This is a genomic window from Haloplanus aerogenes (assembly GCF_003856835.1).
Taxonomy (GTDB): Archaea; Halobacteriota; Halobacteria; order Halobacteriales; family Haloferacaceae; genus Haloplanus; species Haloplanus aerogenes.
Genome location: NZ_CP034145.1, coordinates 1654533 through 1679427, shown reverse-complemented (window position 1 = coordinate 1679427; position 24895 = coordinate 1654533). Strand labels below are relative to the sequence as shown.

Sequence of the window (24895 nt, the reverse complement as noted above, 5' to 3'; positions counted from 1 at the left end):
CCGGTTAGTTCAGCGCGTCCGCGAGCATCTCGACCGGGTGGGGCGGGTGCTCGTCGTACTCGTCGCCGAGTTGCGAGCGACACGAGGCGCCGGGGGCGGTCACCTGATCGCCCGGACTGTTCTCGACTTCCTCGAACAGGAGGCTCCCGATAGCCTGCGAGATGTCGTAATGCTCCTCGTGGTAGCCGAAGGAGCCAGCCATCCCACAGCAGGTCGTGTTGAGCGTGTCCACGTCGTAGCCCGCGCCCTGCAGGGCGCCGACGGCGTGGTGGTCCTTGTTCGTCGCCTTCTGGTTGCAGTGGCCGTGGTAGGACAGCGACTGCCGCGGCGAGCCGAAGTCGGCCACCTCGGCCAGTCCCGTCACGTCCGCGTACTCCATGATGCCGTAGGCGGCGTCGGAGACGGCCTCGACCGCCGGGCCGGAGAGCAGGTCGCGGTACTCGTCCTGGAACATGACGGCGTCGGACGGCTCGATGAACACGACCGACCAGCCGTTATCCACGTCCTCGCGGAGCGCCGAGACGTTCTGCTCGGCACGCTCGCGGCTCAGATCGAGCATGCCCGACGAGAAGGCCGCGCGCCCGGAGGGCGCCACGTCCTCGGGGATGCGGACGTACACGTCCGCAGCTTCGAGCACCTCGATGGCCGCCTTCCCCGCCTCGGGATAGATGTAGTTCGTGTAGGTGTCGGGGAACAGCAACACCTGATCGCGCGCGTCGCTCGGCGCGACCTTACACCGACCGCGGCGCTCGAACCACGCTTCGAGGCTCTCGCTCGCGAAGGTGGGGAGTTCGCGCTCGCGGGAGATGCCGAGTGCCTCCTCCATCACCGCGCGTGCACCGGGAATCTTCGGCGCGAGGTTGGAGATGGGCGCCGTCATCGACCCGAGCTTCGACAGGGTGTCGATGTTGGCGAAGACGCGTTCGCGCAGGCTGATGCCCTCCTCCTGGTGGTACTGGTGTTTGACCTCCGTCTTCAGCTTCGCCATGTCGACGCCGGTCGGGCAGTCGCTCTTGCAGCCCTTACAGCCGACACAGAGGTCCATGACCTCCTCCTGGAAGCGGTCGGAGTAGATTTCGTCCTCGTCGAGGTTGCCGCTGATGGCGGCACGGAGCATGTTGGCGCGCCCTCGCGTCGTCTGGATCTCCTCCTCGCTCGCGCGGTAGGTCGGGCACATCACTTCGGAGTCGGTCTGGCGACAGGTGCCACAGCCGTTACAGAGTTCGACGAGGTGGGAGAAGCCGCCCTCGTCCTCGAAGTCGAGCGTGGTCTGGGGCTCGACCGACTGGTAGTTGACGCCGTAGCGCAGGTTCTCGCGCATGTCGGCGCCGACGCCGCGGTCCGAGTCGGGCCCGATGTCTTCGGGGCCGTCGCGGTAGACGACGTTGCCCGGATGCATGTGCCAGTCGGGGTCGAACGCCGTCTTCAGTTCCTTGAACGCCTTCCAGAGCTCCGGCCCGTACATCTTGGGGTTGAACTCGGTCCGCGCCATCCCGTCGCCGTGTTCGCCCGAGAACGACCCGTAATGTTCGAGCACGAGGTCGGTCACGTCCTCCGTGATGGAGTGCATCTTCTCGATGCCGTCCGCCTCTTTGAGGTTGAGGATGGGTCGGATGTGGAGCGTCCCGCTGCCCGCGTGGGCGAAGTAGGCGGCGGAGGTGCCGTGGTCCTCCAACACCTCCTCGAACTCGAAGACGTACTCGGCCAGTTCCTCCGGCGGCACCGTCGCGTCCTCGATGAACGGGTACGGTTTGGGGTCGCCTTTCATCCCCATCAGCAGGGGAATGGCGGCCTTTCGGAGCTTCCAGATGTCGGCCTGATCCTCCTCGGTGTAGGCCTCGATGGCGTGGAAGGCGTTGCCGTTCTCGACGAAGTACTCGTTGGTCTCCTCGATGGCGTCGTGGAAGTCGTCGACGAGTTCGGAGTCGAACTCCAGCATCAGCGCCGCCTTCGTCCCCTCCGGGATCATCTCGACGTACTGGGCGTACTCCGTCGAGTCGGCGGCGAGTTGGAACACCTCGTCGTCCATCAACTCGACCGCGCCCACGTCGAACTGGAGCGCCTCCGGCACCGCCTCCATCGTCTCGACGAGGTCGTCGAAACAGTAGAGGACGAGCGCCGTTTCCTCGGGGAGCGTGACCAGGGAGACTTCGGCCTCGACGATGACGCCGAGCGTCCCCTCCGCACCCACGAAGAGCTTCGAGAGGTTGATGACTTCCTCACCCGCATCGTTCTCGTAGATGACCTTCTGGAGGTTGTAGCCCGACACCGAGCGCTTGAGGTCGGGATACTTCTCCTCGATTTCCTCCTCGTGTTCCTCCACCAGCTGGCGGGTCGTCTCGTAGATCTGGGCCTCCAGATCGTCGCCGGACACCTTCTCGTCCCACTCGTCGCTGTCGAGGACGATCTCCTCGGTGTGGATCAGCGAGCCGTCCGCGAGCACCACGTCGAGTTCCTCCGTGTAGGCGTCGGTGATGCCGTAGCGGACGGAGTGGGCGCCAGTGGAGTTGTTGCCGATGCCGCCCACGATGGTCGACCGGTTCGACGAGGCCGGGTCGGGGGCGAACTTCAGGCCGTACTGTTCGAGGTGGTTGTCGAGGTGGTCCTGCACCACCCCGGGCTGGACGACCGCGCGCTGCCCGTCGGGGTCCACGTCGACGATGTCGTCCATGTAGCGCGTGAAGTCGACGACGACACAGCCCGGTCCGACCGTCTGGCCGCCGAGTGACGATCCCGTGCCGCGCGGCAGGATCGGCACGCCGTGTTCGGCCGCCGTCTCGACCGTATGCTGCACGTCACTCACCGTCTTCGGCAGTACGACGCCCGCGGGCTTGGCCTGGTAGATGCTCCCGTCCGTCGCGTACAACACCTGCGCGTACTCGTCGAAGGAGACGTCACCCTGGACGCCGGTCCGGAGGTCTTCGGCGAGTGCTTTGTATTCGTCAGCGTCGGGATGCTCGTGCCCCAGCGAATCCGCCGAGGTCTCTAATCCCGTTGATTGTTCATCAATGGCCATGAGTCGCACACCGAACTCGGCGGTTATAACTCCTACGTTCGGAGGTGAACCCACCCTCGCCGCCGTCCCCCGATTGTCATGAATTATGAGGTGTAATAGTTGCCGGATTCGATAGCACGTCGCACGGTAAACCGACGCAACCGAAGGAGGGCATCGGGGTGCTGGGGGACTGGGACGACACCGATTTTAGTGTCTGTCGAGATAGCACACGTGCGACGCTTCGAACGCTACAGGTACGCCTTGTCGATGCCGGCACCGATCGTGTAGTTCGGGTCGACCATGTTGCCGAGGCGGACGTGTCCCACCTGCGTCAGGAGCATGTACGCCTCCATCTCGTCGAAGCCGTAGTCGTCGGCCATCCACGTCACCAGATCGGCGTACGCCGCGCGCGCCGCGTCCTCCATCGGGCGGACACTTCCGATGCTCATGATGAAGTCGTCCGATTCGAGTCGCGGCCACTCCAGTTCCCAGTCCTCGATCAGATCGACCGTGATGGTCGTATTCGTCGGGTGTTCGAGCGCGACACCGCAGAGTTCACCGTCACCCTGCGCCGCGTGGCAGTCACCGAGATAGACGTACCCTCCCTCCACCTCGACGGGCAGGTAGATGGTGTTCCCCGGTCGCACGTCCGGGAGATCCATGTTCCCGCCGTGTTTGAACGGTGTCAGGGCGTTCACGGAGTCGATTTTCGGCGACGTGCTGATCGTCCCGATAAAGGGTTCGTACGGGATGGTGATGTCGTCGTTCCAGACGGTGCCGTCGGTGGTCACCTCCAGTTTCTTGACGATTTCCGGCAACGGGTCGTGGAGCATCGCCGTCCGGTCCGTCGCGGAGAGACCGCCGAAGTACGGGACCGTGCAGGTCGTCCCCCGTGGCTGTGGCCCGCGGGGTTCGATATCCTCGATGGTGATGGCCAGCGCGTCACCTGGCGTGGCCCCCTCGACGTAGATGGGGCCGTTCTGCGGGTTGAGGTAGTCGCCGAGAACCTCGCTGGGCAGGTCGTCTTCCGTCTCGATGGCTCCCTCGAAGGCATCGTGGGTCTCGGCTACGACGGTGTCGCCGGGGTCGATCTCTAGCACGGGGTCGGGATACGGCCCGACGGTGTAGTGGTACTCGCCCTGCATCTCTTCCGTTAGTTCGTGTGTGGTCACGATAATCGGTACAGCATCTGGCGACTGTATAATTAAATCTTTTTGCTAAATCACCCGACTACAAACACATATGGAACAAAAAGATTAAAAGAAAAAGACCTCCCCGATAATAGTCAAATGGAGAAAAATGTGCTGATCTTCAGTATTAATCCTCATGTTCCGGAACAAACATTGCCATTTGTAGGAGATGAACCCGATATAGACTCATGATCGGTTAATTATTCTTCCAATTGGTGACTATTTATTGGCCACCTAGGGAAAGGTATAATTACCCCTACTGACTGAGATACTCTGTGACACAGATGCAGAACGATACGACGGCGAAACAGTCGAGCGAGCGGACGACCAGGCGAGCGAGCCGACGGCAGTTCCTCCAAGCGTCGGGCGCGGCCGGAGCACTCGTCCTCACCGCAGGCTGTTCGAGCATGGGGGGCGGTAGCGGCTCCGATACGCTGAAGATGGGCGTCCTCGAGGACCAATCGGGCAACTTCGCGCTGACGGGCATCCAGAAATACCACGCCCAGACGCTGGCCGTCGAGGAGATCAACGCCGAGGGGGGCATCAACGGACAGGAGATCGAGATGATCTCTCCCGATCCACAGTCCGACAACCAGCGGTACCAAGAACTCGCCCGACGGCTCATCAACCGAGACAACGTCGACGTGCTCTTCGGCGGGTTCGCCAGCAGTTCTCGCGAGGCGATCCGTCCCATCGTCGACGAGAACCAGCAACTGTACTTCTACACCAACCAGTACGAGGGTGGCGTCTGCGACACGTACACGTGGTGTACCGGAGCAGTCCCGGAACAGCAGATTTCGACGACGCTGGAGTTTCTCACCGACGAGTTCGGAGACAACTTCTACACCATCGCGGCCGACTACAACTTCGGGCAGATCACCGCCGCGTGGTACCGAAAGATCGCCAACGAGATCGGCGCGAACGTAATGAACGAGGAGTTCATCCCGCTCGATGTCTCCCAGTTCGGGTCGACGATCAACCGGATTCAGGAAGCCGACCCCGACTTCCTCGTCACCCTGCTGGTCGGCTCGAACCACGCGTCCTTCTACAACCAGAAGAACGCCGCAGGCCTCGAAGTGCCGATGAACACCACGGTCAACATGGCGCAGGGGTACGAACACCTGCGCTTCGACCCACCCGCGCTCGCGAACATGTACGTCGGCGTCAACTACATGCAGGAGATTCCGACCGAGCAGAACCGCAACTTCGTCGACCGCTTCTACGAGCGGTGGCCGGACGCGGACTACGTCGGACAGATGGCGCAGAACTCCTACTTCACGACGTACCTGTACAAGCAGGCCGTCGAGAAGGCCGGGACGACGGACCAAGACGAAATCCTGTCGGTCCTCGACGAGGAACCGATGACGGTCGAGGCTCCGGAGGGAACGGTGACGACCGACCCCGAGACCCACCACGTCACCCACCAGATCCGGCTGGCTCGGGCGAACGAGAATCACGAGATCACGTTCCGGAATCAGCAGGCAGTCGAACCGTACTGGCTCCGAGAGACACCGTACCCCGGGTGTGACCTGACGCAAACGGTAGGCGCCAGCAGCGACGAACCGACCACCCAGTACACGCCACGGGGAGTCTGACCGGGCACGATGGCATCCGTACTCCCGCAGCTACTCAACCTGCTCCTCCAGTTTATCGACAGCTTCGGGTTTCTCGTCCTCTCCGCCATCGGACTCGCCATCATCTTCGGGATGATGGGCGTCATCAACCTCGCCCACGGCGAGTTCATCACCGTCGGCGCGTACGGGACGGCACTCAGTTTCCACGCCGGCCTGCCGCTCCCCGTCGCGATGCTCGTCGGCGTCGCGCTGACGACCGTCTTCGGGTTGATACTGGAGTTCACCGTCATCCGCCGCCTCTACGGTCGCCTCCTCGACTCGATGGTAGCGACGTGGGGGATCAGCCTCATCATGATCCAAGGGTTACGGATCGTCTTCGGCTCCTCGCTCCCGAGCATCGGGACGCCACTCGGGTCGGTCCAGTACGGATCGTTCTCGTACTCGACCTATCGACTCCTGCTCGCTGGAGCGAGCCTCGTTCTCCTCGGGGTCCTCTACTGGGTGTTCACCTCGACGGAGTTCGGGACGCGTGCCCGCGCGACGATCCAAGACGAGGAGATGAGCCGGGCGCTCGGCACCGATACCAACCGAATGTACCTGCTCACCTTCGGCATCGGGTCCGCGCTCGCCGGCCTCACCGGCGCGCTCTACGCGCCGACGATGACCATCGTCCCCGGCATGGGATCGACGTTCCTCGTCGAGGCGTTCGTGACCGTCGTCGTCGGTGGCGCCTCGGTGCTGGTCGGCACGAGCGGCGCCGGCCTCCTACTCGGGTTCATCAATGCGGTGTTCTCGAACCTGTTCGGCACGTTCGCGGGGCGCATGGCGCTGCTCGTGACGACTATTCTCGTCATCCGCGCGCTCCCGCGCGGCATCACCGGACTGCTCGAAGACGTTCGAGGGGGAACCTGAGATGGCTGGCGAAACGACGACGAACGTGGATCGCACGGCGTCGGACGGCGTACTGGAACGCCTACAAAACGCCCTCGAAGGGCCGAACACCCTCGGGCAGGGTCGGACGTTCTGGATCGGCTTCACCGCTCTCGTGGGCCTGTTGCTCGTCTATCCGATGCTCCGATCGTCGTACTACGTCTCGAACACCGCGTACCTGCTGGTGTCGGCGTTTCTCGGTCTCAGCCTCTGTATCGTCTGGGGGTACACCGGCATCTTCAGCTTCGGTCAGGTGGCGTTCTACGGTGTCGCCGGCTACACGTTCGGCATCGTCAGCATCAACGTGACCGGGCCGGTGGGAACGCTCGCCGGACTCGTCGTCGCAATCGCCGTCGCCGGCGCGTTCGCCTTCTTCGTCGGCTACTTCATGTTCTACGGCGGGGTCAGCGACGTGTACGTCGCTATCATCACGCTGGCCGTGACCCTCGTGTTGAACACGTTCATGGGGCAGACGGCAGGCGAGGAGTGGGCCGTCGGCGCCGCTCGCCTCGGCGGCTTCAACGGGATGACCGAGATACCCAGCCTCGCCATCGGAGTCGGTGACACCGCCGTTCGGATCACCGACGCCGCGTTCTACTACTTCGTCGTCGGATCGCTCCTGTTGACCTACCTCGGCCTCCGGGTGCTGGTCAACAGCGATGTTGGCTACGTGATGGTGGGCATCCGCGAGAACCAAGACCGGACCGAACTGTTCGGCTACAACACTCAGAAGATGAAACTCGGCGTGTTCACCTTCGGCGGCGTTCTCGCTGGCTTCGGGGGCGTCGTCTACGCCTCGTGGGGCAACTACATCGACCCGAGCGTGTTCGGACTCACGTTCGCCGCGCTCCCCATCATCTGGGTGGCTACCGGCGGGCGCAAGTGGCTCAGCGGGGCCATCATCGGCACCTTCTCCGTCGCCTTCATCTCACAGAAGCTGTCGGTGTTCGGCGGCCAGTACTCGCTGGTCATCCTCGGTGCCCTGCTCCTATTCGTCATCCTGATCCTCCCCGAGGGGTTCGTGCCACAGCTGTATCGCCGGCTCCCGTGGCTCGTCGACCGGCTTCCCGGGGGTGAGTCGGAGTGACGGCCGGTCAAAGCGAGGCCACGGAGACGCCCACCGGCGAGGACGCCCTGCTCCGAACGGACGGGCTGACCAAGCGGTTCGGCGGCCTCGTCGCCGTCGACGACGTGAATCTCCGCATCCAGCGCGGCGAGATCAGATGCCTCATCGGCCCCAACGGCGCCGGGAAGAGTACGCTGCTCAAGCTGCTGGTTGGACAGCTCAGTCCCTCGGAGGGCCACATCTACTACGACGGCCGGGACATCACCGGCCTCTCGCAACACGAACGCGCCCGTGGCGGCATGAGCATGAAGTTTCAGGTGCCGGCCGTCTACGGCGACCTCAGCGTCCGCCAGAACGTCCACATCCCGCTCCAGCGAGAGGTGGGCCGCGGTCGGATCGACGCGGCTATCGAGGAGACCCTCGACAAGTTCGGCCTCCTCGATGTCGCCGACACTCGGGCTACGGACCTCTCGCACGGCCAGCAACAGTGGCTCGAAATCGCCATGGCGTCGGCGCTCGAACCGGAACTCCTCCTGCTCGACGAACCCGCGGCAGGGATGTCGATCCGGGAGACGGAGAAGACCGCCGAGTACGTCCACCGCCTCAACGAGGACCGGGACATGACGCTACTGGTGATCGAACACGACATCGACTTCGTGCGCGCCATCGCCCAGTCGGTGACCGTGCTCCACCGCGGCGAGGTGTTCGCCGAGGGGACCATCGAAGACATCGAGAACGATCCCGAGGTGCGGCGCATCTACCTCGGGGAGGTGCGAGAATGAGCGATCCGATCCTCGCGATGGACGGCGTTCACGTCTCCTACGGAAACACGCCAATCCTCCGCGACATCGACATCGACATCGACGACGGCGAGACGGTCGGGATCATGGGCCGCAACGGCGTCGGCAAGACGACGCTCATGAAGACGGTCATCGGCCTCCTTACCCCCGACGAAGGGACGATTCGGTACGCCGGCGAGGACGTGACAGACCTCTCGGCGGACCGCCGCGCTCGCCTCGGCATGGGGTATATCCCGCAGGGACGGGACGTGTTTCCGGACCTCACCGTCGAGCAGAACATCTCGATGGGCCTCTCGATCAGCGAACACAAGTCGGAAAAATTGGTCGACGACGTCTACGACTACTTTCCCCGTCTGGCGGAGCGCCGCGGGCAGAAGGCGGGCACGATGAGCGGTGGCGAACAGCAGATGCTCGCCATCGGCCGCGCCCTCGCCGGCAATCCCGACCTACTGCTCCTCGACGAACCGTCGGAGGGTATCCAGCCCTCCATCGTCCAACAGATTACGGACGACATCGCCAACATCAACGAGGAGTTCGGCGTGACCGTCCTCTTCGTCGAGCAGAACCTGCAGGTCATCCGCGAACTCTCCGAGCGGTGTTACGTCGTCGATGGTGGGAGGATCGAGACGGAACTGGACGCCGAGGACCTCGAAGACGTCGACGCGGTGGCGGACTACCTCGCCGTCTGAGGCATTCAGCTACCTTTTTACCGGCGGCGAGGCTGAAGTCGAGACGCAATGAACCTGATTCACGTCTGTCTGAACGTGGCCGACGCGGACGAGTCCATCGAGTTCTACGAGCAGTTCGGCTTCGAGGAGTCGTGGTCGTTCGAGACGCCGGACGGCGAGACCGAGAACCGCTACGTCGCGGACCCCGACGGCGTCGAGATTCAGCTCTCCGAAACCGAGGGCGAGACGGAGTTCGAGCAGGGCACGGCGTGGGACCACCTCGCGCTCGGCGTCGACGACGTGGACGCCACCTTCGAGGAGATCGACCACTACGGCGTCGTCGAGGAACCCGGCGACCAGCCCGCGGCCGGTGCCCGCACCGCGTTCGTGAAGGACCCGGACGGTCACGTCGTCGAACTCGTCGAACCGCTCGAATAAGCGGCCGACCGGGTCGTGCGTCGCGCGCTCACACCCGGCGAAGCGTCTTTTTCCTTCCCGCACCTCCCTCGCGTATGAACGATCCGACCCGCCGGGCCGTCCTCGCCAGCGGCACCGCCCTGTTCGGTGCCGGGTGTCTCGGGGGTTCCGGCGGTGATGGTGGCGGTGGCGGGGGAAGCGGCAGCGACGACACCCCCACCCTCGCCGACCACCCCGTCGGCCAACACCTCGCCGCACAGCCCCGACTCGGCCCCGACCCGGCCGAGGCGACGGCGACCATCGTCGCCTTCGAGGACCCGTCCTGTCCCCGGTGTGCGGCCTTCGAATCCACCACCGTCCCGAAAATCCGGTCGGAACTCGTCGACACCGGGCAGGCCGCCTTCGTCGTGCGGACCGTCCCGCTCGTCTACCCGTGGGGCGACCCCGCGATTCACGCGCTCGAAGCCACCTACGCGCGCGACGCCGACGCGTTCTGGGCGCTCTTTGGCCACTACTTCGCGGAACAGGACGCCTTCGACGCCGACAACGTGCTTGATCGGACGGCGTCGTTCCTCTCGGCCGAGACGGACGTGGACGCCGCGGGCGTCGTCGCCGACGCCGAAGCCGAGGCGTACGCCGACGCCGTCGGTATCGACGTGGACGCCGCCGAGGCGGCGGACGTGAGCGGCACGCCCACCGTCTTTCTCTTCCGCGACGGCCAGTATCGGACGCGCGCGACGGGATCGGTGAGCTTCGACCTCGTGACGCGGGCGCTGGGGCTGTAATGCGTCTCCCGACCCGCCGCGCCGACTGGCGACTGATGGGTCGCACGGCCCGCCTCGTCCTCGGCGGGCCGCTCTACGCCCTCGTCGCCCTCGTCGCCGCCGCGGTGGCGTTCACGGGCTTCGTCCTCTCGCAGAACCTCGCGCTCACGCGCGACGTACTGGCCGGGCGCGTGCCGGCGTCGGTTCTCCCCGAACTCTACCCCTTCGTCGGCACGTCGTACAGCCTCCTGACGGGATCGATTATCCTCCTCGTCGCCCTACTGGTCGGCGTCGACATCGCCCTCGTCGCCTACCACGTCCGCGAACACCGGTTGTCGGCGGAGGGGAGCGGCGGAAGCCTGATCGGCGTCCTCCTCGGAACGCTCGGCGCCGGCTGTGCGGCCTGCGGATCGGCCGTCCTCGCCGGCCTGCTGTCGCTCGTCGGTGCGGCGGGGATTCTGACGCTCCTGCCGCTGGACGGCCTGGAGTTCGCGTTACTGGCGCTCGCGGCGCTCGTGCTCTCGATTTACTGGCTGGCCGACGGGATGCGCGGGGGCGAGATCCGTGGCTGTCCGGTCGATAAATAGGAGAAGTCGGGAGACCGAGTTACAGGATGCCGGCCGCGCGGGCCTTGGCGACGATGTCCTGTGCCATCTTGTTGGTCGCTTCGTCGACCATCTGGCCGTCGACGGAGACGGCGCCCTTGCCTTCTTCCATCGCTTCGGCGTAGGCCTCGACGATGCGCTCGGCTCGTTCGGCCACTTCGGGGTCCGGCGCGAACACTTCGTTGCCGATCTCGATCTGGCTCGGGTGGATGGCCCACTTGCCGTCACAGCCGAGCATGTTGGCGCGTTCCGCGGACGTGCGGAAGCCGTCGGGGTCGTCGATGTCGGCGTACGGGCCGTCCATGCAGGGGATACCGGCGCTCTTCGCGGCGGAGTTACACTCCGAGAGCGCGTGGTGCCAGTAGTGGCCGGGGTACTCGGGGAACTGCCCGATGTCGAGTCCGGGCGTGCCCATCGCGGCCGAGTAGTCGCCGGGGCCGAAGATGATCGAGGAGAGGCGGTCGGAAGCGTGCGCGATCTCGTAGACGTTGTGGATGCCGTCGCCGTCCTCGATCTGGGGTTCGAGGCCGATGGCGCCGACGTCCAGTCCGTTGTTCACTTCGACCTGCTCGAGCAGGTTCTCGACCGTGTGAATGTCGCTCGGGCCGGCGACCTTGGGGATGATGATGTCGTCGATCTGGTCGCCCACGGCGCCGACGACCTCGATGATGTCGTCGTACCACCATTCGGTGTCGATGCCGTTCATCCGGTACGAGAGGATCTTGTCGGACCAGTCGTGCTCCTCGACCGCCTCGATGAGGGGCTGACGGGCCTCGACTTTCGCGTTGGGCGCCACGGAGTCTTCCAGGTCGAGGAAGACTTCGTCCGCGTCACTCCGCGAAGCACTCTCCATGAAGTCGGGGTCGCTGGCCGGCGTCGCAAGTTGCGTGCGCCGAAGTTCAACGTCTTCAGACATGTTTTCCACCACTACATAAAAGCCGTTCGCGGCCAGATAAAGATTCCTTAGTTTCCGTATTTTCGGGGCCTGACGTACGCAATTTCGTCCGTTGTCGACAATGGTCGAATCGGAACGATCGAGCGTGGGAGCGGCGGTCCGAGACTGAACGCTTTTAGGCTCGCCGGGTAGAGATACGCGCAATGAGCGAGTACGACTACGACGCGCTCGGACTCGTCGCGGGGCTGGAGATTCACCAGCAACTCGACACCGCGACGAAGCTGTTCTGTGCGTGCCCGACCGAGCGTCGGGAGCCCGAGGAAGCGAGTCGGACCTTCTCCCGGTATCTTCACCCGACGAAGAGCGAACTCGGCGAACTCGACGAGGCCGCGGTCGAGGAGAGTCAGGTCGACCGCGAATTCGAGTATCTGGCGTTCGACACCACCTGTCTGGTCGAGGAGGACGACGAACCACCCCACCGGATCGACGACGAGGCGCTCGACGTGGCCATGCAGATCGCCACCCTACTGGACATGACCGCGGTCGATCAGGCCCACGTCATGCGCAAGATCGTCGTCGACGGCTCGAACACCTCTGGCTTCCAGCGCACCACGCTCGTCGGACAGGACGGCGAAATCGAGACGAGCGAGGGGCCCGTCGGCGTCGAGGACCTCCTGCTCGAAGAGGAGAGCGCCGGTCGCGTCGAGGAGACGGCGGCCGGCGTCCGGTACAGCCTCGACCGTCTCGGCATCCCGCTGGTCGAAATCGGTACCAAGCCCGACATCAGCAGTCCCGAACAGGCCCGCGAGGCCGCCGAACGCATCGGCATGCTCCTCCGCTCGACCGGCTCGGTCAAACGCGGCCTCGGTACCATCCGACAGGACGTGAACGTCTCCATCGCCGAGGGCGCGCGTGTCGAGATCAAGGGCGTGCAGGCGCTCGATCAGATCGACGAAATCGTCCGGCTGGAGGTGGGTCGACAGGTCGAACTCCTCGACATCGCGGCCGAACTCGCCGAGCGTGACGCCACGGTTGGGGAGACACAGGACGTGACCGAGGTGTTCGCGGAGACGGACAGCGGCGTGATCCGGGGTGCCCTCGACGCAGGCGGCCGTGTCACCGCCGTCCCACTCTACGGCTTCGACGGTCTCGTCGGCCACGAGATTCAGCCCGACCGCCGCCTCGGGACGGAACTCTCCGATCACGCCAAGCGCCACGGCGCCGGCGGCATCTTCCACACCGACGAACTCCCGGCCTACGGCGTCACCGAGGCGGAAGTCGCGGCGCTCCGCGACGCCGTCGACGCCGGCCCCGACGACGCCGTCGCCATCGTCGCTGACGACCCCGAGACGGCCGACCTCGCCATCGAGGCCGTCGCCGACCGTGCCGAGACGGCCAGCGAGGGCGTGCCGGAGGAGACTCGCGACGCGACTCAGGAGGGGACGACCCGCTATCTCCGCCCCCTGCCCGGCGCGGCGAGGATGTACCCCGAGACCGACGTGCCGCCCGTCGAACTCGACCCCTCCGACGTGGAGACGCCCGAACTCCTGACGGAGAAGGTCGAACGCTACCAGCGGGAGTACGACCTCGACGCCGGCCTCGCCGAGCAGGTGGCCTACGGCCGTCGGATGCCGCTGTTCGAGGATATCGTCGAGGCGGGCGTCGACGCCACCTTCGCCGCCGGGGTGCTGGAGGGGACGCTGACCGAACTCCGCCGCGACGACGTGCCAGTTGAGACCCTCACCGACGACCACCTCCGCGCGGTCCTCCTGCTGGTCGAGGACGGCGACCTCGCCAAGGAGGGCGTGGATCAGGTACTCACGACGCTCGCGGAGAACCCGAACCTCACGGCCGAGGAGGCGGTCGAGGAGGCGGGACTCTCCGGCGTCTCCGAGGACGAGGTGCGCGAGGCGGTCGTCGAGGTGGTCGAACGCAACGCCGATCAGGTCGAAAGCGAGGGCATGGGCGCCTTCTCCGCGCTCATGGGTGAGTGCATGGGCGCTCTCCGCGGGAAGGCCGACGGCGAAATCGTCAGCGACGTGCTCCGCGAGGAGATCGGCAAGCGAGCGTAACGCGCGACGACCGCCATTCACGACTCCGGGTTTCGTTCCGTACGTGTGCGAATGACCCAATATTCGGACACCGGCATATCGAAATCCCCCTTAGAACACCCCATATCGTTAAGTAGCTCCTGTCAGTAGTTCATAATATGTGCGATACGGCACCGACAGAACGTGGACTGGTCCAGATCGTCACGCGAGCGTCACGTGCTCCGGACCGACGTGCCGGCATCGTGGAGGGGTCCTAACTCGTGGCGTCGGATAGCTTCGATGCCAAGACCGTCCTCCTGTTGCTTCTCGCAGCGGTGATCCTCCTTCCCCTGCTGACGATGGGGATGGGGTACGGCATGATGGGCGGGCCGATGATGGGTGGCGGCATGTGGGGCGGCGGTATGTGGGGCGGCAGCCAGTCCGGGTCCGGGTGGTGGCTGCTCGCCGGCCTGCTGGGTCGCGTGCTCACACTCTTGGTCGTCGTGGGCGTCGGCTACTTCGTCTATCGGGCGCTGACGGAGTCGGACGGTGGGACGGGCGAGGCGCTCGAAGAACTCCGACTCGCGTACGCCCGCGGCGACCTGAGCGACGAGGAGTACGAACGGCGTCGTGAGAGGCTGAACCGGGACGAGCACTGATACTGCCGGCGGTACGATCAGTTCGGCGTCGGCGTACACGATTCGCACTCGATGCCCGTGATTTCGAAGCGAGTGCCTCCCGTCTCGCTCTCGGTGACGGCTACCTCCCAGCCGTGGGCCTCGACGATGCGCTGAACGATAGAGAGCCCGACGCCCGTCCCTTCAGCCGCAGTGGAGTACCCACTGTCGAAGACCGCTTCGCGGTCGGCCTCGGGAATCCCGGGACCGTCGTCGGCGACGTAGAACCCGCCGTCGAGGTCACCGATGGTGACGGCCACGTCGGCGCCGCCGTGGCGGAGTGCGTTGCCGAGGAGATTCTCCAGCAGATGTCGGAGCTGATCCGGGTCGGCTCGGATCACGAGGTCGGTGTCGACCTGCGGTGCCGTCTCAGTCGTCGAGACGTTGCGCCAACAGTCCCGAACCATCGCCGCGAGGTCGACGGTCTCGATTTCGCTCACCCGTTCGCCCTCGTGGGCGAGCGTCAGCAGGTCGTCGACGAGTTCCTCCATGCGGTCGAGCGCGTGGGCCACTTCGGACAGGTGGTCGTCGTCACCGCTTCGCGCGATTGCCAGATGGCCGCTGGCCACGTTCAGCGGGCTTCGGAGGTCGTGGGAGACGATGCTCGCGACATCGTTGAGACGGTCGTTTCGTTGCTGGAGTTCGCGTTCGTTGGTCCGCCGTTCGGTGATATCGCGCGCGGATGCGATGAGCGAGACCACTTCACCCGCCTCGTCCGTAACCGGGCGGATGGTACCGCTCACGCTTCGAATCTCGTCGTCGCCGTGCTTGTGGTCGGCCTCGTACTCGACGTACTCGCCAGCAGCGGCGCGTTCGATCCAGCGTTGCACGTCCTCGCGGAGGTCGTCGGACCACCACGGCGTCTCGTGGAACGGCCGGCCGACCAGATCCTCGTGGTCGGCGTCGACGAACTCCATCGCCGTCCGGTTGGCCTTCCGTAACCGCCCGTCCGGCGAGAGGACACCGACTAGCATCTTCGGGTCCTCGAAGACGGCTTCGAGGCGTCGCTCGCTCCGGCGGAGTTCGGCCTGTCGCGCTTCGCGTTCGCGCCGGTTCCGGTCGTGTCCGACGGCAGTCCAGATCCGGTTCACCAGAATCGGGTGTCGATCCATCTCGTCGTCCCGACGGAGGTAGTCCGTGACGCCAGCCGAGATGGCCTCGCTGGCCACGGCCTCGCTCCCCATATCGGTAAAGAAAATGAAGGGTAGATCGGGCGACCGCTTGCGGACGGCCCGCAACAAGTCGAGTCCAGTCCCATCGGACAGATCGTAGCCGGAGACAATACAGTCGGTCGCGCCGTCGAGACGGGCCAGCCCCGCCTCGACACCTGCCGCCGTCGTCACGTCGAATCGATCGGTTTCACGTTCGAGAATCGCTGCCGTCTCGCCGGCCTCGTCCCGGTCGGCGACGCACAGCACGCGAATCCGCTCGCTAGCCGTGTCGGGCATTATGCCGCATACACTCGACCGGAATTAAGAGATTGTGGAAAAATTATCAGCGATGATTTTTCTCGACGGTAGCGGCAGCCAGTCGGCGGTCACGCGGCGATTCGTATCGCGGCAAATAGTTTATCGACAGCAACGCACTTCACCCCGGCCCGCGACGACCGACCATGACGGTCTTTTTCGACGACATCGACCGCTGGGACGGCGAGTCGTACGGCACCTACGAGGTGACGGAGACGGAGATTCTCGACTTCGCGGAGCGGTACGATCCGCAGTGGTTCCACACCGACCCGGACCGCGCGGCCGATTCCATCTACGGCGACCTGATCGCCAGCGGCTGGCACACCGCCGCGATGTCGATGCGGCTGTTCGTCGACGGCTTCCTCGCCGAGACGGCGACGCTGGGCGCGAAAGGGCTCGATCACCTCCGCTGGCCCAAGCCTGTCGTCCCCGGCGACGAACTCACCATCCACTCGACCATCCACGGCGTCGACGAGGCGAGCAGCACCGACGACTACGGCGTCGTCCGCTGGGGCGTCGAGACGACGGCGAACGACGGCGCGAAGACCGTCCTCGCGATAGAGGCGCTGGTGTTGGTCGCACGGGAGTGACGATCCCAGTCGCTGGGAATCGGTGTCGCCGATTCCCGCCATCGTGGAATCGGCGGGATGGCTATCGTATTCCCGTGCCGATCGTCACTTGAGGTGACACAGCATGAGTATCCGTTCCGTCGAAACCCAGGCGTTCGGCGCACCGTTGACGATTCCCGAACGCGTCGCCGCGGGCCTCGCGGCGCTCGTCGGCGTCGCGGGGCACGTCGTACTCGGGCTAGCCGCGTTGCTGTTCTTCGCGATCGCCCTCGGCGTGGTCTGATAGGGAGTATCGGAAGTCATCGTAGATTCTCGCCGGATCGTCCCGGCGAGAATCTACGGACAGTTACGATCCCCCTATGAGGGCCCCACCCTCACCACCGATCCGGCTCGTCGTACTCCGCCAGTAGCTCCGACCGGTGTTCGAGCTGGCCGGTCGCCCGGCGGAGGACGCCGAGCAACGTGTGAATCTCGCGATCCGTCGGGTGGGCGCGACCCACGAGCCGTCGGACCAGCCGGCGCGTCTTGTCCCGTTTGACCGGCTTGTAGCCGCTGGCGTCGAGAAAGTCCGCAACGAAGTCGTGGAAGCGCTCGATGTCGGCTTCGTCCGCTCGCTCGCGCGCCACGTCGGGCAGTTGGGTCTCCTCGACCGTCAACTCCCGGAGTTCGTAGAGGAGGATGGTCGCCGCCTGCCCCAGATTGAGGACGGGGTAGTCGGCGCTCGCAGGGATGGAACACACCTCGTCTAGCTGGCTCAGTTCCTCGTTGTCGAGGCCGCGACCCTCGCGGCCGAACACCAGCGCCGTCGGGGCGTCGACGGTCCGCAGCTCCGCCACCAACTCCCGCGGCGTCTTGAACGGGAAGCGGACGTGACGGCGGCTGTCCTCGCCGGTGATCGCCGTACAGCCGACCGTGTGATAGTTCTGGACCACCTCCTCGAAGGTCACTTCTTCGGCGTTCGGCAGGATGTCCTCGCGGGCGTGGCCGGCAAAGCCGTACGCCTCGCCGTCGGGGTCGAGTTCCGGCGGGTTCACCAGCTTCAGCTCCGACAGCCCGAAGTTCTTCATCGCGCGGGCGATGGTGCCGATATTGCCCGGCGTCTTGGCGTCGACCACGACGACGACCGGCGGCTCCCGGCTCATCGCGACGGGTAATCCGTTCCGAGGTCGACGTCGTCGAGGTCGAGGTCTGCCTTCTCCCCACCCTCGTCTTCGGCCTCGTCGTCTTCGTCCCGCCCTTCTCGCAGATTGATCCGTCGGCCCTCGAAGTCCTCGTTCAGACGCTGGTGGATCTCCTGCGGGTCTGGGGGATCAGGGAGGGTGTCGGGATCGGTCTCGACGTGATCCAGCCCGCCGTAGCCCTCCGGCGCGCGCCCGCCGTCGGCGAACCACTCGTGGAACCGGTCACGGAAGGTCGGCTCGCCGCGGTAGGCTTTCCCACCGTCCTCGCGGTACCAGTAGAGGAAATCCGCCTCGTGGTCGCCACACAGCAGGAGTTCGTCGCCGGGTTCGCCGTAGACGATGGCCGCCTGTGCGCAGCGCTTGATCTCCTCGTCCCCGTGAATCAGATAACAGGCGTCGCAAGGCTGTTCGACGAGATAGGTGAGTCGGACGAGCCGCTCCCGCGGGTCCTCGGGAATCTCGTCGAGCGGCTTGAACTCGCCGTCCTCGGTGAACACCTCGGACTCCTCGAAGCGCCAGCCACGAAGCCCGATGCTGACCTTAGCCATTGGTCGCGGATAGCGGCCCGGTGGATAAAAAGAGCGTGCTACCGACCGGTGCGGCGGTCGGAGTACAATCCGTCCGACCGTCACACCGACCGGTCCGCCGCTCGGAGTCTCCCACCCGTCCGACCGTCACACCGACCGGTTCACCGCTCGGAGTCTCCCACCCGTCCGACCGGTCCGCATATGGTCGTCGCGCCCTCACAGCCGCTCATGCGAAACGTGGACGCCGCGGGCCTCGGCATCGGTGACGACTATCCGCCGCGGATCATGGGCGTGCTGAACGTCAGCGAGGAGTCGCCGTACGAGCCGAGCGTCTTCGACGACCCCGGCGAGGCCGCCGCCTACGTCGACGAGGACCTGATCGGTGAGGGGGCCGACATCGTCGACGTAGGGCTCGAATCCGCGAACAAGCGCTTCGAGGTGCTCTCGGCCGAGGAGGAACTCGACCGCCTCGACACCGCCGTCGAGGCCATCCAGAGCGTCACCGGCGACGCCGTCTTCTCCATCGAGACGCGCTATCACGAGGTGGCCGAAGCGGCGCTCGACGCCGGCTTCGACATGGTAAACGACATCTGCGGCTTCGCCGATCCGGAGATGCCCCGGGTCTGTGCCGAACGCGACGTGGCGGTCGTAAAGATGGCCAGCCCGCCGGATCTGGCCCGTCCCGGCGCTGTCGAAGCCGTGGACGACATCTACGACGCCCTCGAGCGCGAGGGCCTCACCGACAAGACCATCGTCGACCCCGCGTTCGGCGGATGGAGCGAGGCGAAGACACTCGACGACGACCGCGAGACCTTCCGTCGTCTCCGCGAGTTCCGCGCTCTCGACCGACCGATCCTCGTCTCGATCAATCGGAAGAACTTCCTGCGCGACATCGCCGGGCGCTCGACCGAGGAAGCCCTGCCCGTCAGCCTCGCCGCCACGTCGATGGCCGTCGAACGCGGCGCCCACGTGATCCGCACGCACGACGTGGCGGAAACGCGGGACGCCGCTCTCGTCGGGAATGCCTTCGCACGGGAGCGCCTCCGATCGACGGACGACGTGGCTGTCGAGGAACTCGACGTGACGACCGTCGGGGAGATGGAGCGCCATCTCGACCGCCTCGACGGCACCGCAGCAGCCGCCCGGCGCGGCGTCGGCCGGGTGTTCGAACTCTCGGGGCTCTCGCTCGCCGAACGTGACATGCTCGCCGACGCCGCCCGGTCGACTCCCGTAACTGTCACGGGCGGCGAAAGCGACCGCCGCCTGCTGGTCGGGACGCCTGCAGACCTCGACGGCATCGTCGAGGCTGCAACGGGGCGCTCGGACGCCTTAGACGCGGCGCTGGCCGCTATCGGTGAGAGTATCGAGTAAGAGAAAGCTTATGCCAGACGCTTCGAAACAAACGGCGTGGAAGCCGGTGCGGCACACGGGTAGGGGTACTTGGTGTCGTGCCGGCTATTGTGGTCTTATTGTTACCCGACCAGCGACGGGTGTCTCGGTGACCGAGCGATGAACTATCGGACGTGGCACCCGGTGTACGAGCGCATCCTCGCGGACTTCGGCTACGACCGCTCGGCCGACGAACGGGCCCGTGACCGCCTCGCCGACCTCGTGACCCGCTTCGACGAATCGCGACTCGACCGGATCGAGGGCGCCACCGTCGCCGTCGCCGGTGCCGGTCCCTCACTCGTCGACGAAACCAGTATCGCCGCCGACGCGGACGTGGTGATCGCCGCCTCGACGGCCGCCGACCATCTCCGCGAGGCCGGCGTCGCCGTCGATCTGATGGTGACCGATCTGGACAAGACGCCCGCCACCGCCCGCCAGTTGACCCGCGAGGGCGTCCCAGTCGCGGTCCACGCCCACGGCGACAATATCCCCGCAATCGAGCGCTGGGTCCCGCGCTTCGAGGGGGAACACGTCCTGCCGACGACACAGGCCGAACCCCGCGGACCGGTCCGAAACTACGGTGGGTTCACGGACGGCGACCGGGGAGCTTTCCTCGCGGACGCCTTCGACGCCGCGTCACTCCGGTTCCCGGGGTGGGACTTCGACGACGAGAGCGTCGGCGCAGTGAAACGGCAGAAACTGCTGTGGGCCGAACGGTTGCTCCACTGGCTCGAACGCCGTCGCGGCGAGGCGTTCGCCGTCCTCGACGGTCGGCGAGACGCTATCGAGCCGATCTAATCGGTACTCGAGTCGCTGCCGCCAGAATCGCTGCCACTGGAATCGCTACCACCCGAGTCGCCGCCGCTCGAACCGCCGGAATCGCCACTGCTCGAACTGCCACTGTCCGAACTGCTGTCCGAATCGCCATCACTCGAACTTCCCGAGTCGCTCCCGGAATCGCCGTCGCTCGAATCGCTGCTCGAATCGCTGTCGCTCGAACTACCGTCATCCGAGTCGCCAGCACTGGACCCGCTATCGCTGGACCCGTCGTCCGAACTGCTGTCCGAATCGCTGTCGTCCGATCCACCGTCGCTCGAACTCCCGTCGGTCGAGCCGCCGGTATCGTCGTCCGAGCCACCGTCGGTGCCGTCACCGTCGCCAGTCGAATCGCCGTCACCGTCGCCAGTCGAATCGCCGTCACCGTCGCCAGTCGAATCGCCGTCACCGTCGCCAGTCGAATCGCCGTCACCGTCGCCAGTCGAATCGCCGTCACTCGACGTGTCCGTGTCGTCACCGTCCCCGGTCGTGCTATCGCCCGCCGATTCGGTGCCGTCCGTCGAATCGTCGTTCGATCCGTCGGCATCGGACGTCTCCGCGGCGTCACTGGTGTCGGTGTCGTCGCCGGACGCAGCACCGTCGCCGGTGCCGACGTTCGACTCGTCGTCTCCCGTCTCGGAACCGGTATCGGTGTCGCTGTCACCGTCGCCGCTCCCATCACCACCGTCGGTGTCGTCCCCGGCGGACGTGGGTGCAGGTGGCGCGGAGTCCAACTCGCTGTCGCTCGATAGCGTCGGCGCATCGCCGGCAGCCGAACCGCCGCCGGACGACCCGGTCGGTGCGGCTGGACCGGGCGCGTTGCCGGGCGTCGAGAAGCCGGCCACCGTCGCGTTGCCGGAGTCGTTGCCCGCAGCGAAGCCCCCGACCGAGGGCGGCGTCGGCGGCACGACCGGTTCGATCACCGGCAGGCCCGACACGTCGACGGTGGCGTCCACGTTGCCAGTGTCGCTGAACACCGCGAGGGTGTAGGCGCCGCCGAACGCGGCCGCGAACGTCAGCCAGCAGGCGACGAGGACGGGCAGGAACACCCGGCGGTCGGCCGCCGTCATCGGCCGGCACCACCTGAGTTCGGGGATGCGGACGAGGGCGTGGCCGACTCCGACGCCGACGCCGCTGCCGGCACGACGCTCGAATCGGTGTCGACCATCGGTTCGGTGTCGGGATGCTCCTCGACTGCGTCCTCGCAGTCACGCTCCGCCGGCACGTCGCAGGCGTACGTGACCGAGCCGTCGAGGACGACGTACCGGTCGCCGTCGTCGCGCAGGACGGGTCGACCGAGCGCGCCAGCGATGGCTCGCAGGTCGGCCGGCGACGCCACGTCGACGGTCGGGCCGGGCGGGCGGGCGTCGTGGATGTACACGGACGGGGCGGCGGCCGACACGGTACCGGCATCGATACCCTCGTCAGCGAGCCCGAACAGGCGGATGCCAGCCGCGAGGGCAAAGAGCGCCCCGACGGCGACGGCGAGCGTCACCGAGACGGTCGTCGTGTTCTGCAGGGCCGCGTAGCCGGCGTAGACGGCGAAGGCGCCGAGCGCCACGCTCGTCAGCGTCAGATCGGCGGGCGTGATCACGACCTGATCGTCCGCGGGGGTGGCGGTTGGCTGGGCCGCGTCGTCGACAGTGGCGTCGGCCGTCGAGACAGCACCACCGTCGTCACCGTCGCTCGCGACCACGTTACCGGACCGTCCCGACCGGAGCAGGTCGACGACTTCGGAGACGACCAGCAGGCCGAGCGGGAGGACCACGAGCGCGACGAATCCGGCGGGCGTCCCGACGAACTGGATGACGTGCCCGATCAGCGGGATGGTGAGCATGACCCGGCCGACCAGACGGTCGGGTGTCACGGGAGACAGGTCCGCGTCCTCGTTCGCGTCACCCTTCGTCCGGAACTCTGGCGGAGCGTCGGCCGGGCGGTCGACCGCGATCACGCGGTGCGTGATCGGGATGGAATCGCCTGCCTGCTGTTCGAACACGATGACGTCACCGACGCGCACGTCCCGTGCGGGCACGGCGTCGACGACGACCACGTCACCCGGCGCGATGGCCGGCGTCATGCTGGCCGTCAGGACCACGTAACTCGCCTCGCCGCCGACGGTCGCCGGGACCGCGTACACGACGAAGGGGGCGATCAGAGCCAGCAAGACGACGACGAGCAACGCTCGTCCGATCGTCCGGGGCTCCAGCATCTGCCGAATGTTTGGTGTCATTTGTCGTCTCCGTTCGGCGGACTGCCGCCGCCACTCGTCTCGGGCGCACCGTCGCTCCCGGTCGGTTCCTCACCACTCGCGTCGTCCTCCGGTGGCTTGCCACCCGATTCGTCACCACACGACAGCGCGACGGGTGTCCCGAAGGCGTCGGTCGTATCGAGCCAGTCGAGTTTGACGCCGTCGCCCTCGCAGGCACATCGGGCGAAGTTCTTCGGCACGTCGAGGAGCGTCCCACCCGTCGAGGTGACGGTGAACGTCGTCGCGCCGCCGACGTCGAAGCGCCGGTACTCCGGCCCCGCCTTGACGACGGCGTACTGGATCGGTTCGGTCGATTCGATCCGCACAGCGAACGGTTCGTCGACGCTCCCGGTCACAGGCGTGCCCGTGTCGGGGTCGAGGACCGTCCACGTGATCCCGGACGGATCGACCGGCCCCGATGCACACAGTGAGACGTTGCTGATGGCGTAGCCGTCGCCGTCCTCGTCGCCTTCGCTCCCGCCCGTCGGTTCACACGCGGGGAACGTGAACGAGGGATTCAACCCCGCGACCGGTCGCCGCGGCGTCGGCACGTGTCGGGACTGCTCGGCGTAGGCGTCGATGATCACCGTGAACGGCGACGCCGCCTTCAGCGCTCGGACGGTGCCGGGTTCGTCCGCGAGCGTCGTCGGCGCCCAGATGGCGACCGTGAGACAGACTGCGCTGTCCGCGCCGGGATTGACGGGGTCGCCGTCGCCCGCGAGGGCCGTGAGGAGGACGCCGCCGCCGTCCGATCCGGAGAGATACGCGAAGAGGCCGCCGAGTGATCCCGAGTAAACCGTCTCGTCGTCGACGGTCAGGCTGGCGTCGAGAGCGTCTTCGAAGACGGACTGGTCGGGACAGGCCCGAATCCACACCCAGCCGGGGTTCGAGTCCTCGCCGAGGCCGAGACAGACCGTCTCCGCGTCGCGGTTCGCGAAGCCGTAGTCGTCGATAGTGAACCCGAGACTCGCCTGTCCGGTGTCGACGCCGTCTGTGGCGAGGGTCACCGACCCCGCAGTCATGCGGTTATCGGCGAACGCCTCGCGGTCGGTCAGGTACGCGGCGGCGCCGCGTCCGGTCAGCGCGCCGACAGCGCCGACGGTCGAGATAGCGGTCAGCAGGCGCCGGCGGTTCATCCGGAGGCCGTCGTCGCCGCTCATCGCTCGCCTCCGAAGGGGTTCGTCGCGTCGTCACACGTCGTGGCCGCGAAGGCGATGTCGAGGCTGGCGGAGTCGCTCTGGATGACGTTCGTCACCGCGGGGTCGATGCGCCAGCGAAGCGCGAGACAGCGTTGCGTGTCCGCCTCGATGCAGGCGTCGCCCACGAGGCCGAAATCGAGCGGGACGCCGCCGGTGAGGGCGTCGCTCACCTCGGCCAGCGTGCCGGCGGCGACGACGGCCTCTTCGGTGAAATCCCGCTCGCCGTTGCAGCCACCGACGCCGAGGCGGCCGGTGTCGTACCAGCATTCCACGTCGACGTAGTCCTGCAGTTCACCCTCGTCGTCGGTGTCGCCCTCGGCTCGCTCCGGTTCGACGAGCGAGTTCTCGGCGAAATCGTACGCGCTGACGCTGAGCCAGACGCGGGCGGCAGCGTCCTCGGCCCGGAGGCCGATCAGCAGGAGCCCCTCGTCGCCCGGCTGGGCGTTGGGGATGGAGAGGACTGGCCCCGTGGCGACGGCGTCCGTCCCCGTCACGTCGACGAAGCGACCGGCGTCCCCCGACTGGTTGAACGCGTCGGAGGAGTTCGTCAGCGGCGGCCCGTCGGAAAAGAGGTTGCTCTCCTCCTGCAGGACGCCGTTGTACCGCTCGTACCACGCGACCCGGAGGTCCGGGCCGGACGTCTGCGCGTACGTGTACTGCGTAAACGACGGGTCGGAGCCGAGGGCGCCGGCTACCCGCGGCCCGGCCGCGAGGAGGCCGACGCCACCGATGGCGGCCAGAATTTCCCGTCGTGTGAGTGGTGAACCGTGTGTCATTGAAGTTTCCGGGGGGGAGACCCACCGGCGGAGTCGAACCGCCGTAACCGGCTTCCGGCAGCGCCGGAAACCCGCATCCAACGTGGGTTACCGCGACAGTGCGCGGCGATGGG

The 24895-nt window shown here is 66.2% G+C and carries 24 protein-coding genes; 14 read left to right on the top strand and 10 right to left on the bottom strand.

What is annotated here, in order from left to right; translation table 11 throughout:
* Window positions 1-4: 4 nt before the first annotated feature.
* Both DU502_RS08490 and DU502_RS08485 read right to left on the bottom strand, forming a co-directional pair.
* Window positions 5-3016, bottom strand: a complete 3012-nt coding sequence (locus tag DU502_RS08490; protein WP_121918951.1) for an FAD-binding and (Fe-S)-binding domain-containing protein — start codon at window positions 3014-3016, stop codon at window positions 5-7.
* Window positions 3017-3243: 227 nt separating this feature from the next.
* Complete coding sequence (locus DU502_RS08485; protein WP_199722644.1) at window positions 3244-4167, bottom strand: acetamidase/formamidase family protein; 924 nt, start codon at window positions 4165-4167, stop codon at window positions 3244-3246.
* Between the two features lie 302 nt (window positions 4168-4469).
* On the opposite strand from DU502_RS08485, the gene DU502_RS08480 reads away from it, so the two are divergent.
* The 8 genes from DU502_RS08480 to DU502_RS08445 all read left to right on the top strand — a co-directional run bounded on the left by DU502_RS08480 (window position 4470) and on the right by DU502_RS08445 (window position 10991).
* Window positions 4470-5780, top strand: coding sequence for an urea ABC transporter substrate-binding protein (locus DU502_RS08480; protein ID WP_121918949.1), 1311 nt, complete (start codon window positions 4470-4472; stop codon window positions 5778-5780).
* 9 nt (window positions 5781-5789) lie between these two features.
* On the top strand, window positions 5790-6671 hold the full coding sequence (gene urtB / locus DU502_RS08475; protein WP_121918948.1) for an urea ABC transporter, permease protein UrtB: 882 nt from the start codon (window positions 5790-5792) through the stop codon (window positions 6669-6671).
* A 1-nt stretch (window position 6672) separates the two neighbouring features.
* Window positions 6673-7776 (top strand): ABC transporter permease subunit, encoded by a 1104-nt coding sequence (locus tag DU502_RS08470; RefSeq protein ID WP_121918947.1) that lies wholly within the window; start codon window positions 6673-6675, stop codon window positions 7774-7776.
* Complete coding sequence (locus DU502_RS08465; RefSeq protein WP_121918946.1) at window positions 7773-8537, top strand: ABC transporter ATP-binding protein; 765 nt, start codon at window positions 7773-7775, stop codon at window positions 8535-8537. The genes DU502_RS08470 and DU502_RS08465 overlap by 4 nt, the downstream gene beginning before the upstream one ends.
* 8 nt (window positions 8538-8545) lie before the next feature.
* Entirely contained in the window at window positions 8546-9244 is a 699-nt protein-coding gene (locus DU502_RS08460) for an ABC transporter ATP-binding protein (protein ID WP_121919466.1), read from the top strand.
* A gap of 48 nt (window positions 9245-9292) precedes the next feature.
* A complete protein-coding gene (locus DU502_RS08455) occupies window positions 9293-9661 on the top strand; it encodes a VOC family protein (protein ID WP_121918945.1) in 369 nt (122 codons plus the stop codon).
* 74 nt (window positions 9662-9735) lie between these two features.
* Complete coding sequence (locus DU502_RS08450) at window positions 9736-10425, top strand: DsbA family protein (RefSeq protein WP_121918944.1); 690 nt, start codon at window positions 9736-9738, stop codon at window positions 10423-10425.
* A complete protein-coding gene (locus DU502_RS08445) occupies window positions 10425-10991 on the top strand; it encodes a hypothetical protein (protein ID WP_121918943.1) in 567 nt (188 codons plus the stop codon). Before DU502_RS08450 ends, DU502_RS08445 begins: the two co-directional genes overlap by 1 nt.
* 19 nt (window positions 10992-11010) lie before the next feature.
* Here the strand turns inward: DU502_RS08445 and DU502_RS08440 are convergent, their stop codons facing one another.
* Window positions 11011-11925, bottom strand: a complete 915-nt coding sequence (locus DU502_RS08440; RefSeq protein WP_121919465.1) for an HpcH/HpaI aldolase/citrate lyase family protein — start codon at window positions 11923-11925, stop codon at window positions 11011-11013.
* A 182-nt stretch (window positions 11926-12107) separates the two neighbouring features.
* Here DU502_RS08440 and gatE point away from each other — a divergent pair, with 182 nt between their 5' ends.
* Both gatE and DU502_RS08430 read left to right on the top strand, forming a co-directional pair.
* Window positions 12108-13976, top strand: a complete 1869-nt coding sequence (gene gatE, locus DU502_RS08435) for a Glu-tRNA(Gln) amidotransferase subunit GatE (RefSeq protein ID WP_121918942.1) — start codon at window positions 12108-12110, stop codon at window positions 13974-13976.
* 239 nt (window positions 13977-14215) lie between these two features.
* A complete protein-coding gene (locus tag DU502_RS08430; RefSeq protein ID WP_241966752.1) occupies window positions 14216-14593 on the top strand; it encodes an SHOCT domain-containing protein in 378 nt (125 codons plus the stop codon).
* Window positions 14594-14610: 17 nt separating this feature from the next.
* Here DU502_RS08430 and DU502_RS08425 read toward each other — a convergent pair whose 3' ends face one another.
* A complete protein-coding gene (locus DU502_RS08425) occupies window positions 14611-16059 on the bottom strand; it encodes an ATP-binding protein (protein WP_121918941.1) in 1449 nt (482 codons plus the stop codon).
* Between the two features lie 164 nt (window positions 16060-16223).
* Between DU502_RS08425 and DU502_RS08420 the strand changes: the two genes are divergently transcribed.
* The gene (locus DU502_RS08420) at window positions 16224-16667 is read left to right on the top strand and encodes a MaoC/PaaZ C-terminal domain-containing protein (RefSeq protein ID WP_121918940.1); all 444 of its coding nucleotides are present in this window, start codon (window positions 16224-16226) and stop codon (window positions 16665-16667) included.
* A gap of 103 nt (window positions 16668-16770) precedes the next feature.
* Entirely contained in the window at window positions 16771-16929 is a 159-nt protein-coding gene (locus DU502_RS18240) for a 4-coumarate--CoA ligase family protein (RefSeq protein ID WP_147452886.1), read from the top strand.
* A 91-nt stretch (window positions 16930-17020) separates the two neighbouring features.
* On the opposite strand, the gene DU502_RS08415 is transcribed toward DU502_RS18240, so the two are convergent.
* Both DU502_RS08415 and DU502_RS08410 read right to left on the bottom strand, forming a co-directional pair.
* Window positions 17021-17788 (bottom strand): RNA methyltransferase, encoded by a 768-nt coding sequence (locus tag DU502_RS08415; protein WP_121918939.1) that lies wholly within the window; start codon window positions 17786-17788, stop codon window positions 17021-17023.
* The gene (locus DU502_RS08410; protein ID WP_121918938.1) at window positions 17785-18375 is read right to left on the bottom strand and encodes a hypothetical protein; all 591 of its coding nucleotides are present in this window, start codon (window positions 18373-18375) and stop codon (window positions 17785-17787) included. Before DU502_RS08410 ends, DU502_RS08415 begins: the two co-directional genes overlap by 4 nt.
* Window positions 18376-18582: 207 nt before the next feature.
* Here DU502_RS08410 and folP point away from each other — a divergent pair, with 207 nt between their 5' ends.
* A complete protein-coding gene (gene folP / locus DU502_RS08405) occupies window positions 18583-19725 on the top strand; it encodes a dihydropteroate synthase (RefSeq protein WP_121919463.1) in 1143 nt (380 codons plus the stop codon).
* Window positions 19726-19863: 138 nt separating this feature from the next.
* A complete protein-coding gene (locus tag DU502_RS08400; protein ID WP_121918937.1) occupies window positions 19864-20541 on the top strand; it encodes a 6-hydroxymethylpterin diphosphokinase MptE-like protein in 678 nt (225 codons plus the stop codon).
* On the opposite strand, the gene DU502_RS08395 is transcribed toward DU502_RS08400, so the two are convergent.
* From DU502_RS08395 to DU502_RS08380, 4 genes are read right to left on the bottom strand one after another with little or no spacing between them, the layout of a single operon-like run.
* Entirely contained in the window at window positions 20538-21629 is a 1092-nt protein-coding gene (locus tag DU502_RS08395) for a hypothetical protein (RefSeq protein WP_124897050.1), read from the bottom strand. The two genes, DU502_RS08400 and DU502_RS08395, sit on opposite strands and share 4 nt — an antisense overlap.
* Entirely contained in the window at window positions 21626-22789 is a 1164-nt protein-coding gene (locus DU502_RS08390; RefSeq protein ID WP_121918935.1) for a signal peptidase I, read from the bottom strand. Before DU502_RS08390 ends, DU502_RS08395 begins: the two co-directional genes overlap by 4 nt.
* Entirely contained in the window at window positions 22786-23967 is a 1182-nt protein-coding gene (locus DU502_RS08385; RefSeq protein ID WP_121918934.1) for a hypothetical protein, read from the bottom strand. The genes DU502_RS08390 and DU502_RS08385 overlap by 4 nt, the downstream gene beginning before the upstream one ends.
* Window positions 23964-24782, bottom strand: coding sequence for a hypothetical protein (locus DU502_RS08380; protein WP_121918933.1), 819 nt, complete (start codon window positions 24780-24782; stop codon window positions 23964-23966). The genes DU502_RS08385 and DU502_RS08380 overlap by 4 nt, the downstream gene beginning before the upstream one ends.
* Window positions 24783-24895: the final 113 nt, after the last annotated feature.